The 12,397-nt window shown below is 47.7% G+C and carries 12 protein-coding genes; 9 read left to right on the top strand and 3 right to left on the bottom strand.

Annotated elements, in window-relative coordinates; all coding sequences use genetic code 11:
- Nucleotides 1–3: 3 nt before the first annotated feature.
- The gene (locus tag E5354_RS01645) at nucleotides 4–1,428 is read right to left on the bottom strand and encodes a phosphotransferase (protein WP_135946190.1); all 1,425 of its coding nucleotides are present in this window, start codon (nucleotides 1,426–1,428) and stop codon (nucleotides 4–6) included.
- A 120-nt stretch (nucleotides 1,429–1,548) separates the two neighbouring features.
- Here E5354_RS01645 and E5354_RS01640 point away from each other — a divergent pair, with 120 nt between their 5' ends.
- The gene (locus tag E5354_RS01640; RefSeq protein ID WP_123396600.1) at nucleotides 1,549–2,253 is read left to right on the top strand and encodes a hemerythrin domain-containing protein; all 705 of its coding nucleotides are present in this window, start codon (nucleotides 1,549–1,551) and stop codon (nucleotides 2,251–2,253) included.
- The gene (locus E5354_RS01635) at nucleotides 2,240–2,833 is read left to right on the top strand and encodes a LuxR C-terminal-related transcriptional regulator (RefSeq protein ID WP_135946189.1); all 594 of its coding nucleotides are present in this window, start codon (nucleotides 2,240–2,242) and stop codon (nucleotides 2,831–2,833) included. Before E5354_RS01640 ends, E5354_RS01635 begins: the two co-directional genes overlap by 14 nt.
- A 71-nt stretch (nucleotides 2,834–2,904) precedes the next feature.
- Here the strand turns inward: E5354_RS01635 and E5354_RS01630 are convergent, their stop codons facing one another.
- Nucleotides 2,905–3,363: a hypothetical protein gene (locus tag E5354_RS01630; protein ID WP_135946188.1), complete on the bottom strand. Its 459-nt coding sequence runs from the start codon at nucleotides 3,361–3,363 to the stop codon at nucleotides 2,905–2,907.
- Between the two features lie 172 nt (nucleotides 3,364–3,535).
- A complete protein-coding gene (gene clpB, locus E5354_RS01625) occupies nucleotides 3,536–6,124 on the bottom strand; it encodes an ATP-dependent chaperone ClpB (protein ID WP_135946187.1) in 2,589 nt (862 codons plus the stop codon).
- 175 nt (nucleotides 6,125–6,299) lie between these two features.
- Here clpB and E5354_RS01620 point away from each other — a divergent pair, with 175 nt between their 5' ends.
- The 7 genes from E5354_RS01620 to kdsA are packed head-to-tail and all read left to right on the top strand — an operon-like array spanning nucleotide 6,300 to nucleotide 12,361.
- Complete coding sequence (locus tag E5354_RS01620) at nucleotides 6,300–7,208, top strand: DUF5106 domain-containing protein (RefSeq protein ID WP_135946186.1); 909 nt, start codon at nucleotides 6,300–6,302, stop codon at nucleotides 7,206–7,208.
- A complete protein-coding gene (locus E5354_RS01615; RefSeq protein WP_135946185.1) occupies nucleotides 7,208–7,717 on the top strand; it encodes a DoxX family protein in 510 nt (169 codons plus the stop codon). The genes E5354_RS01620 and E5354_RS01615 overlap by 1 nt, the downstream gene beginning before the upstream one ends.
- 33 nt (nucleotides 7,718–7,750) lie before the next feature.
- Nucleotides 7,751–8,830, top strand: a complete 1,080-nt coding sequence (mnmA, locus tag E5354_RS01610; RefSeq protein ID WP_135946184.1) for a tRNA 2-thiouridine(34) synthase MnmA — start codon at nucleotides 7,751–7,753, stop codon at nucleotides 8,828–8,830.
- A 4-nt stretch (nucleotides 8,831–8,834) separates the two neighbouring features.
- A complete protein-coding gene (locus E5354_RS01605; RefSeq protein WP_135946183.1) occupies nucleotides 8,835–9,449 on the top strand; it encodes a bifunctional nuclease family protein in 615 nt (204 codons plus the stop codon).
- Between the two features lie 39 nt (nucleotides 9,450–9,488).
- Nucleotides 9,489–10,817 carry an MFS transporter gene (locus E5354_RS01600; RefSeq protein ID WP_135946182.1) on the top strand — a complete coding sequence of 443 codons (1,329 nt, stop codon included), beginning with the start codon at nucleotides 9,489–9,491 and terminating at the stop codon, nucleotides 10,815–10,817.
- 4 nt (nucleotides 10,818–10,821) lie between these two features.
- Nucleotides 10,822–11,535, top strand: a complete 714-nt coding sequence (locus E5354_RS01595; protein WP_135946181.1) for a 16S rRNA (uracil(1498)-N(3))-methyltransferase — start codon at nucleotides 10,822–10,824, stop codon at nucleotides 11,533–11,535.
- A 16-nt stretch (nucleotides 11,536–11,551) separates the two neighbouring features.
- Nucleotides 11,552–12,361, top strand: a complete 810-nt coding sequence (kdsA, locus tag E5354_RS01590; protein ID WP_135946180.1) for a 3-deoxy-8-phosphooctulonate synthase — start codon at nucleotides 11,552–11,554, stop codon at nucleotides 12,359–12,361.
- Nucleotides 12,362–12,397: the final 36 nt, after the last annotated feature.

Genomic DNA, 12,397 nt, shown 5'->3' with positions numbered 1-12,397 from the left:
GATCTATTTCGGATTTATCACTTTATGCACATTCTGCTCTATATGGTCGACCACAATCCTGACATTGTACTTCTCATGAAGATGACGGGCCATGCGCTCGGCACTGTAGACCGAACGATGTTGGCCGCCGGTGCATCCGAAACTCACCATCAGATGTTGGAAGCCACGCTTGATGTAACGCTCAACCGATGCATCGACAAGGGCAAAAGCATGCTCCAGGAAGCGGTGCATGTCATCATCCCTTTCAAGGAACTCAATCACCTCTCGGTCAAGACCTGTCAACAACTTGTAATCATCGTAACGGCCGGGGTTGTGTATAGCGCGGCAATCAAACACAAATCCGCCTCCGTTGCCCGAATTATCCTCAGGAATGCCATGCTTGCGAAATCCGAAGCTCGCCACCTTCACTGTCAATCCGTCGTAAGCTTCATCTGTCGCTTCTTCCTTTACCAGCTTATTAAGCACGCTGTTGAGATAGGCATATTCATCAAGCGGCTCGGTCAACAGCTCACGCAAGTTTTCAAGAGCCTTGGGAATGCTCTGCAGGAAATGAGGCTTGCGCTCTATACGCCCACGGAATCCGTAAGCGCCCAGCACCTGAAGAATCCTCAGCAACCTCACGCAACGCAACTCTTCATCAAAACGACGCCTGTCAATCGCGATGTAACGCGACGCCGATTCAATGTAGACATCAAGCAGTCGCTCGCGAAGCCAATCGGGGAAATTGGCCTTGGCCTGCCAAAGGAACGACACTATGTCGTAATGATACGGCCCCCGTCGGCCTCCCTGAAAGTCAATAAACCATGGTTGACCGTAAAGAGTCATCACGTTGCGCGACTGAAAGTCACGATACATGAACGTGCCGGTATCAAGTGAAACTATATAGGATGCCAATCGGTCGAAATCGTCCTCAAGCTTGTCCTCGTCAAACTCTACTCCCGAGGTTTTTAGAAAATAGTACTTGAAATAATTCAAGTCCCACATTACAGCCCGCTTGTTCATTGAGTCTACTGGATAGCATCGGCTGAAATCGAGTCCCTCGGCACCCTTCCACTGAAAATCGGGAAGAACCCTTACGGCTTTCTCAAGAAGCGCTACAATCCCGTCATTCCACTCTCCGTTTAACCGTCCCGGAGCAATGACATCAAACAACGAGGATGAGCCCAGGTCATCCTGAATGTAGGTCATCATGTCGTCGCTGTGAGCATATACACGCGGCACCGGCAATCCCTTTTCCGAAAAGTGTTTGCTCAGATATATGAACGCCTCATTCTCATTTCTTGAAGTTCCGGCCACTCCTATAAGCGACGGATCAGGGCCAAGACGATAGTAGCGCCTGTTGGATCCGGCACCGGGAAGCAGCACTACCGAGTAGGGACGATGCCCCGAATAATTGCAATAAAGTTCACTTAACTTATCTTCGACCATGACTGTTAAATATAAATTGCTAAAGCAAAGATAGTTCATTTTTACGACATTCACCGTTATTTAGAATCTTTCTTAATAAAATTTGCTGCGGTCATGATTTATTACTAACTTTGAGCCGTTATGAAACTCGTAAGACAATTTACAGGAAAAGACAGTGTTATAGACCTTGTCAAGGAAGATTACAACATTCTGCCCATCCTCAGCCGATTCGGAATTCCTCTCGGTTTCCAAAGCAAGTACATTGACGAAGTGTGCCGTGAAAACGACATCGACACCGATGTATTTCTATTCATAATCAACTTCATAATGACCGGCAAAATCGACTCGGAGCGACTTGAAAAGGTGTCGCCCGCTGCAATTGTCGACTTTCTGCACAACAGTCACAACTATTTCCTCGGCTACAAGTTCCCGCACATCAGGCAGAACCTGCTCAACGCTCTCGACGAGTGTCATAATGACATAAACCCTGCCATAATTTCATTCTTTGACAGTTATCTCGAAGAGGTGAAGAGGCACTTCAAATATGAAGAAACCAAGGTTTTCCCCCACATCAAGGCTCTAATGGCAGGGGAAAAATCAAACTACAGCATACACACATTCCAACGCCACCATGATGAAGTGGGTGAAAAGCTAAGCGAACTGAAAAACATCATACTCCGCTTCTATACCACCTCGATGCCCAACCGAATGTATGACGTGCTTGTCGACATATACAACGCCGAGGAGGACTTGGACACCCACAAGGACATTGAGAATCATATACTTATACCATTGGTAACAATGATCGAACTGCAACAACAGCACAATCGCGATGAAGCACGTTGACATAGCCATAGCATCATCATCGGTCATCGTCACGACCGGCCTTGCCGCGATTCTCGCCAAACTGCGCAACATACACGTAACCGTAAAGGAGATCGACCCGGAAAGGATAGATGAACAGCTCAATAAACTGAAGCCTTTGATCCTGATAGTCGATCCACTTACAATAAACGCACAAAAAGTCAAGGAGCTTAAATCGACATCGCCATCGAGGATGTTCATCATTGCCGTCTACAATACCGCCCTGCCCGTTGGCACAGTCCGAGTCTACGACAAGACCATATCGATTTACGACTCAATCGACACAATAACGGCCACACTGTCGCAACTTCTTGAGGAAGAAAGCGATGAAGGACAAAAGGTTCTCAGCCAACGTGAAAAGGATGTCGTAACTGGCATAGTCAAAGGGTTGTCAAACAAGGAGATTGCCACCGAGATGAATGTATCGGTAAACACGGTCATGACCCACCGCCGCAATATAGCGTCAAAGCTACAGATTCACTCGCCGGCAGGCCTTACAATTTACGCAATAGTAAGCAAACTTGTTAAACTCGACGAAATCAAGTCGCAACTGCCCATATAACACACCGAGGGCCGACAATAAACATGCCGGCCCTTTGCGTCTTTATAGTCTAATTAAGTAGCAATCAGCTTTTACTGAGCCTTTACCTCAGGAGTTTCGGGTGCAGGTGCATCAGGCGAAGGAATCTCATCGGCCGACTCAACAATCTTAACTTTATAAGTCAATACAGCTACAGCTGCGCTGTAGTCAACGGCAAATACCGGGCACTCAATCTGAAGAAGGTGATTACCGACAGGTGCATTACCGGTTTCGATAGACATCGTATAAGGTACGGTGTTAGTAGTGGCTACAGGATAGTAGTCCCAGTAGTATGTGGCTCCGCCAAGCGCTATGCCTTTAGTGGCTGATGTTGACGAAACAGTGATCTTGTCGATTGTTAGTGTTTCTCCCTGCACAATATACAAAACCCCGTCAGACTTGGTTGCCCCTGAAATTTCCACATTCATCTGAATGTCGGGAAGCTTGTTGTCGTCGTCACAAGATATCAGCAACAACGGCAAAGCGAACAACAAATAAAACAATTTTTTCATAATAGTTAGCATTAAATAGTGAATTTCATATACTTAGAACAATCCAGATATAATTATGTTTAAACAATCAATCCTTATTTCAAAACATTAAAAGATTAGCCTGTAAACATAAAATGCCGGCGCAATCTTTTCAAGACCGTGCCGGCATTTTCATATCACTGATTTATTTTAATCAATTGCGGAACACGAGATCGTCATCCTTGTAATCGATAATTATAGGATGCTCGCGGTCGACCTTCTGAGCAAGTATGTCCTTTGAAAGACGGTTGAGCACCATGCGCTGAAGCACTCGCTTCACAGGACGGGCACCGAATTCAGGATTATATCCCTCCTTGGCAAGGAACGACAATGCTTCGGGAGTCACTTCAAGCTGAACGCCATTCTTGGCAAGCATCTTTCTGATGCCACTCACCTGAATACCGACAATCTCCTCAATCTCACGCTCGTTAAGAGGCGTGAACATGATTATCTCATCGATACGGTTAAGGAATTCAGGACGAATTGTCTGCTTAAGCATGTCGAGAACCTCAACCTTGGTCTTCTCAATAACCTCCTGCCTGTTGTCATCGTTGATATCGGCAAAGTTCTCACGAATAACCTGCGAACCCATATTGGAGGTCATGATGATTATCGTATTCTTGAAATTGACAAGACGACCCTTGTTATCGGTCAATCGACCGTCGTCAAGAACCTGCAACAGGATGTTGAACACATCGGGATGAGCCTTCTCTATCTCGTCAAACAGCACGACTGAGTATGGTTTGCGACGCACTGCCTCAGTGAGTTGTCCGCCTTCATCATATCCAACGTATCCCGGAGGCGCTCCAACGAGTCGCGACACAGTGTGCTTCTCCTGATACTCACTCATGTCGATACGGGTCATCATGTTCTCGTCATCAAACAGATATTCGGCAAGTGCCTTTGCAAGCTCCGTCTTTCCCACACCGGTGGTACCAAGGAATATGAATGATCCGATAGGACGACGGGGGTCGTTAAGTCCGGCACGACTGCGACGCACGGCATCGGCAATGGCGGCAATGGCCTCTTCCTGTCCTACGACACGCTTGTGCAGTTCCTCTTCAAGATGCAGCAATTTCTCCTTCTCACTCTGCACCATCTTGCTTACAGGAATTCCGGTCCAGCGCGAAACGACATCGGCAATATCGTCGGAGTCAACCTCCTCCTTAATCAACGACTTTTCGCCCGACATCTCATTCAACTCAAGCTGAATGCGCTCGTTTTCCTTCTCCTTCTCCTGAATCTTGGAGTAACGGATTTCGGCAACCTTTGCATAATCGCCCTCACGTTCAGCCTTGTCGGCCTCAAACTTGAGTTGCTCCATGTCGATTTTATTCTGCTGGATGCGATTTATGAGCTCCTTCTGCGACTGCCATTTAGCCTTGAAATCCTTCTCGACATCACGCAGGTCGGCAAGCTCCTTCTCGATATCCTTTATCTTTACTTTATCGCCTTCACGCTTAATTGCCTCACGCTCAATCTCAAGCTGGGCAATCTTACGCGTAATCTCGTCAAGAGCCTGAGGCACCGAGTCGCGTTCAAGTCGCAACTTCGACGCAGCCTCGTCGATAAGGTCGATAGCCTTGTCGGGGAGGAAACGGTCGGTTATGTAACGCTCCGAAAGCTGAACGGCGGCTATAATCGCCTCATCGCGGATGCGCACCTGATGGTGATTTTCATAACGCTCCTTCAATCCACGAAGAATCGATATAGCACTCATCTCATCGGGCTCGTTGACCATTACTTTTTGGAATCGGCGTTCAAGAGCCTTGTCCTTTTCAAAATATTTCTGATACTCGTCAAGCGTAGTGGCACCGATGCTTCGCAATTCACCACGTGCAAGTGCAGGTTTTAATATGTTAGCGGCATCCATCGCGCCTTCACCCTTTCCGGCACCAACCAATGTGTGAATCTCATCGATAAACAGAATGATGTCGCCATCGCTCTGAGTCACTTCATTGACTATAGCCTTCAATCGTTCCTCAAACTCACCCTTATACTTGGCACCTGCAACAAGCGCACCCATGTCAAGCGAGAAAATCTGCTTGTTTTTCAGATTCTCGGGGACATCGCCACGCACTATACGGTGGGCAAGACCTTCGGCAATAGCGGTTTTACCGGTACCGGGTTCACCGATAAGCATCGGGTTGTTCTTGGTGCGTCGGCTAAGAATCTGCAGCACGCGGCGTATTTCATCGTCACGGCCAATAACCGGGTCAAGCTTTCCCGAGCGAGCACGTTCATTAAGGTTAACGGCATATTTGCTGAGAGCGTTATAAGTGTCCTCGGCGCTTTGATCGTTAGCCTTCTTGCCCTTGCGCAACTCCTCGATGGCGGCGGCAAGCTCATGCTCGGTAAGGCCCGCATCCTTAAGAATCTGCGATGCCTGACTCTTGATCGAGAATATTGCAAGCAATATCGCCTCAAGCGTCACGTATTGGTCGCCCTGTTTCTTGGCAATGTCAAGAGCTTTCTGCAGCACATCGTTGGATGTACGGCTGAGGTAAGGCTCGCCGCCCGAAACTTTCGGCTCGGAAGCGATGCCACGGTCGACCTGCGACATCACAACTCCCATGTTGGCGCCTACCTTCTGAAAGATGAACTGCATCAACGAATCGCCTTCAGTCATAAGCCCTTTAAGCAAATGCACCGGTTCTATGGCCTGATTGCCTGAACCTTTGGCTATCTCAACAGCCTTCTGAATGGCTTCTTGCGACTTAATAGTAAAGTTGTTGAAATTCATAATATGTTAGTGTTAATATTTTAATACCAATAAATAAACAATATATGCAACCATAAAGTTAGGTTAAAAACCATATATTTTAACATCACAAAAAAATTTTAAGCTACTCTTAATTTTGTACTCACGAGAGCTTTCATTATCTTTGTTAATCAAAAATTATGCCAACAGCCATAAAATGAAAAAAATCATACTTTCGTTAATCACGGCAATGACCATGTCACTTGCCATGAATGCACAACAGATTGAAACGCCATTTGCCTATCCTCAGGCGCCTGACACATTGTCAACCCTCGAGGACCGCACAAGTTACGTTATAATGAAGTTTTGGGACAACTGCGACTTCAAGAAGGTGATGCCTGACACGGCAAAATTCAACAGGGCGTTCCGCGACTACATCTCATTTGTACCCTATGCCTACACCGACAGCATCCGCAAATCGGCCAACGCACTGCTCAACCGATTCAAAGACAACCCCAAGGCAATACTTCAGATAGCCGAGCAGGCCGACCGCAATCTCTTCGGTCCCGAAGCCCCGTTCTGGAGCGACGAAGTGTTCATCATGTTTGCACGTTCGGTACTTGCCAATAAAAAGATAAGCAATGCCGATAAGGCTCCTTATATGGAAAAAGTGAAGATGCTCAACTCTTCGCAGGTAGGCGCAAATGTAAATCAGCTGTCCTATACCACCCGACACGGAGCCACTCACGACCTTTACAACCAAAACGGTGAATTCATCGCTATGATATTTGTCGATGAAAGTTGCGCCGACTGCTCCATAATCATGTTGCGACTTGAAACCGATGTCGCCGTCACCAATCTCGTAAAGAGCGGAAAGCTGAAAATAGTAGTGATAAATGTAGGCGAAGCCACTCCCAAATGGAAGGAAGAGGTTGCCGACTACCCCTATGAGTGGGAAGTGGGAAGTGCTCCCGATGCGGCAAAATATATCGACCTTCGCAATATGCCCAACATATATCTACTCGACAACGAACACAAGGTTGTTCTACGCAATATGTCGGTAGACCAATTGTTGAGAATATGTGAGAACTTGAACCTGCAACAAAACACTACAACTAAAGAGTAATGCGAAAACTGACCCACCATATCGAAAGCCTGTTCATACGTTGCACAGGATACACCTACAGCAATCTGGCCCGACTGTTTATGAGGCTGTTTGTAGGAATAATGTTCTTGCAGTTTGGCATACGCCATCTCATGACATTCTCAACGTTGCGCTATACGTTTCCCTCGGTTCTGGGCTGGAGCAGCGAAACCTCGCTCATCGTCATGATAACGATTGAGCTTGTGTGTTCGCTCTTCATCATGGTGGGTTTCCTAACCCGTCTTGCGGTGATACCGCCTGTCATATCAATGATAATCGCGGAATATTACCTGCTTCACGACCTGTTGTCGGATGTATTCACCTATTCAATATCGAGTACACAACCGGGCTACCTGCCAATAATGTTCATAGGCATATTTCTCTTCCTCCTGTTGGCCGGGCCCGGCAAGATATCGCTCGACTACTTCATTTCCATCTTCCTTATTTCACAACATGGCAAGGACGAATCTGAAGAGTTGGACGAAGTATAGCAATTAACCCCATTACCATTTTTAATACTGTTAATGAACATAGCCGTTTTAATCTCAGGAGGAGTTGACAGCGCGGTAGTCGTACACAAGCTGAAAGAAGAGGGTCATGACCTGCATCTTTTTTACATCCGCATCGGCCTTGACACCGACGAAGGTGACTGTTCGGCCGAAGAGGACATTGAAATGTGTACTCTGATCGCCCGCAAATACGGATGCCCGTTTGATGTAGTGTCACTGCATCAGGAATATTGGGACAATGTCATGGAATACGCATTGAACACCGTGCGACAGGGATTGACTCCCAACCCCGACATCATGTGTAACAAGATGATAAAATTCGGCTATTTTGAACAGCGTTGGGGACATGAATTCGACAAGACGGCCACAGGACACTATGCATCGACCGATATCATCGGCAACACCACCTATCTTGCAACGGCAGTCGATCCCGTAAAGGACCAGACCGACTTCCTCGCCCGCATAAGCTACGAGCAGCTGTGTCATCTGATGTTCCCGTTGGGCAACATGCCCAAGGCAGCTGTCAGGGAAACAGCCATTGCCGCCCGAATGCCGAATGCATTCCGCAAGGACAGCCAGGGAATATGTTTCCTCGGCAAGATAAACTACAACGATTTTATAAAACGCCACCTCGGAATAAAGAAGGGGGCAATCATCGAACTTGAAACCGGACGAAAAATAGGCGAACACAACGGATTCTGGTTTCACACAATAGGCCAACGCAAAGGACTCGGACTTAGCGGCGGCCCATGGTATGTTGTCAAGAAGAACGTTCATGACAATGTAATCTATGTAAGCAACGGCTACGACACCGAGAAGCAATATGGCAACACCTTGCATCTCGACGAAATGCACTTCATCTCAGGTAATCCTTGGGGCGAAGAGTGCAACAAGACACCTATAACGTTCAAGAACCGTCACGCTCCCGAGTTCCAGCCCGGCACATTGACACGGTTGAACGACAGGGAATATGTAATCGAATCGCAGAACCGTGTTCAGGGAATAGCCCCGGGACAGTTTGCCGTAATATACGATGCAAAAGGCCACCTCTGCTACGGCAGTGGAATAATAACCGGACAAAACGTAATATTGTGAAATAATGGACAACGACAACCGCATACAACTGAAAGTACTGGGAATATCTTACAGTCAGATACAGACAGGAGCCTATGCGCTCATACTCGCCCAAATCGACGGTCCGTATCGAATACCGGTAGTGATAGGTGCGACTGAAGCCCAATCCATTGCAATCAGAATGGAGAACATCATACCTCCACGCCCCATGACCCACGACCTTTTCGTGAGTTTCGCCCATGCATTCGGGGTCAAGCTCAAGGAGGTGTTCATATACAAATTTGAAGACGGCATATTCTCTTCGGAGCTGACATTCTCCGACGGAGAAAGGCAGATAGTACTCGATTCACGCACATCCGACGCAATCGGAATAGCGATGCGTTCCAAAGCACCCATATACACGACACGTGAGATTATCGATGAAACGGGATTCATTATGGAGGAGCATGACATCACCGACGATGAAGCATCGGCCGAAGCACGGCAGAATAGCGGAGCGCAGACCAATGATGAGCCCAAAATCGAAAACTACTCAATAGAAGAGCTTGAACGCACCCTCGACCGACTTATAAGAGAGGAAAATTACGAGGAGGCGGCAAAAGTGAGCGAAATATTGAAACGCAAGCGAGGCAACGATTGATATCTATCATAAAACCACATAACCATAAAAACATCTATTATGAACTCGACTAAGATAAGGCTGTCAATATTAAGCTTCCTGCAATTTGCAGTATGGGGAAGCTATCTCGTGTGCCTCGGACAATACCTCGGACCGGCAGGACTTGGAAGCGACATCGCATGGTTCTATTCTGTGGTGGGATTCGTGTCGATATTCATGCCGGCTGTCATTGGCGTGATTGCCGACCGTTGGATTCCGGGACAAAAGCTGCTCGGTATATGCCACTTTCTCGCCGCCGTATTCATGATTCTCGCATGGAATTACGGTCAGAGCCACCCCACCCTTGAATTTACACCTTTCTTCACCTTATACACATTGAGCGTGGCGTTCTATATGCCCACCATCGCACTTTCCAACAGTGTGTCGTTTTCGATACTCAAGAGCAAAGGCGGTGACACGGTTAAGGATTTCCCGCCCATAAGGGTTCTCGGCACAGTGGGATTCATCGTTGCGATGTGGTTTGTAAATTGCGCCTACTATCACGACGGACATTTCGGATTCACTATTTCCGACGAGAATCCGTTTGCCGATTTCCGATTTCAATACACCGATATGCAATTGCTCGTGAGCGGAATCACGGGACTGTTGCTTGCAGCCTACAGCTTCTTCCTGCCCAACGTTCCTGTGGGTGGAAAGAATGACAAGAACAAGGGCATCATGTCGATACTTGGTCTTGACGCTTTCAAGCTTTTCAAGGACCAGCGCATGTTCGTTTTCTTCTTCTTCTCCATGCTCCTTGGTGTAGCACTTCAGATTACCAACGGATTTGCGACGACATTCATTACAAGCTTCAAGGGTATTGCCGAATATGCCAACACTTTCGGAGCCAACAATGCGACATTGCTAACATCGCTATCGCAGATTTCCGAGGCGTTGTGCATACTCATGATACCATTCTTCCTGAAGCGTTACGGCATCAAGAATGTCATGCTGATAGCCATGATTGCCTGGGTCCTGCGATTCGGCTTCTTCGGCATAGGCAATCCCGGATCAGGATTGTGGATGTTCATCCTGTCAATGATTGTCTACGGTGTGGCATTTGACTTCTTCAATGTGTCAGGCGCGCTCTTCGTCGAGCAGGAAACGCACGACAACATCAAGGCTTCGGCACAGGGCCTGTTCATGCTGATGACCAACGGCGTGGGAGCCTCGATAGGTACATTGATAGCAGGCGGCATCGTAAACCGCTACTGCTCATGGCAGGAAGTCGACGGACACAGCTACATGCTCGGCGACTGGAGTACGCCTTGGCTCATATTCGCAGGCTATTCGCTTGTCGTGGCTATTCTTTTCAAGATATTGTTCAAATACAAGCACGTAAGAGAGTGATACAATGATTCAATTCTATGCTCCCGACATAAACGAAACCCTTACCTTGCCCGAGAGCGAGGCACAGCACTGCATCAAAGTGTTGCGCACACGCATAGGCGACACTATTGAGGTGATTGACGGAAAGGGAATGCGTTACACTTGCCGCCTTCTTGACGACAAGCCCCGTCACGCATCGGTCGAGATTATCGAGCGCTTCCCGGTGCTTCCGGTGTGGCGATGTCACATAACAGTAGCCATCGCCCCCACTAAAAACATCGACCGCATGGAATGGGTAGTCGAAAAACTCACTGAAATAGGCGTAAACCGAATAATCCCCGTCAAATGTCGTCATTCCGAACGCAAGGAGATCAAAATCGAACGACTTGAACGCATCGCCGTTTCAGCAATGAAACAGTCGTTGAAAGCCACCTTGCCTGAAATATGGCCTATGACTCCCATCGACAAAGTAATTTCAGAACTGAACGCGACACAACGCTTTGTAGCCTATTGCGATCCCACAATACCCCGCCTGTCACTTGCCAAGGAATACAATCCCCAAAGCGAGAGCGTGGTCATACTCATTGGCCCCGAGGGCGATTTCGCTCCCGAAGAGATAAAGGCGGCCATCGATGCCGGATACTGTCCGGTAACACTCGGCGACAATCGACTGCGCACCGAAACCGCAGCCCTTGTAGCCTGCGACACATTCCACATAATAAGTCAATTAACTCAATAAAACACCTGAACACGAAATGCTTAATTATTTAAAGTCATCATCGACAGGCAATTTCTTTCTTCTTGCCGGCCCTTGTGTAATCGAAGGCGAGGAGATGGCTCTCGACATAGCTGAAAACATTGCCAATATCACAGCCCGTCTTAACATACCCTACGTATTCAAGGGATCATATCGCAAAGCCAATCGCTCACGCATCGACTCATTCACCGGAATAGGCGATGAAAAAGCGTTGAAAATATTGCGCAAAGTGCGTGAAACATTTAATATCCCGGTAGTAACCGACATACACACATCGGAAGAAGCGGCGATCGCTGCCGAATATGTCGACATACTCCAGATTCCGGCTTTCCTGTGCCGACAGACCGAACTGCTTGTAGCAGCGGCAAAGACCGGCAAAATGGTAAACATAAAGAAAGGTCAGTTCCTTTCGCCCGAAGCAATGGAGTTTGCAGTGCGCAAGGTAATCGATGCGGGCAACAATCAGGTTGCAATAACCGAACGCGGCACCACATTCGGCTATCAGGACCTTATTGTCGACTACCGAGGCATACCCACAATGCAGAAGAGCGGCGTACCCGTGATTCTTGATGCAACCCACTCGCTGCAACAGCCCAATCAGGCGGCAGGAGTAACGGGCGGTCGTCCCGACCTCATAGAAACAGTGGCACGTGCGGGAATAGCTGTAGGTGTCGACGGACTTTTCATCGAAACCCACCGAGAACCGTCAAAGGCCAAAAGCGACGGAGCCAATATGCTGCCTCTCGACCAACTCGCCACACTGCTTGAGCATCTGACAGCAATCAGGATGACAATAAACCAATTTTAATATCGTACAAATAATAAGGCCATCTGTCAAATGACA

This window comes from Muribaculum sp. NM65_B17, assembly GCF_004793735.1.
In the GTDB taxonomy this organism is placed as follows: Bacteria; Bacteroidota; Bacteroidia; order Bacteroidales; family Muribaculaceae; genus Muribaculum; species Muribaculum gordoncarteri.
The sequence above is the reverse complement of the archived record's forward strand: the minus strand, read 5'-3'. Positions and strand labels throughout refer to the sequence as shown.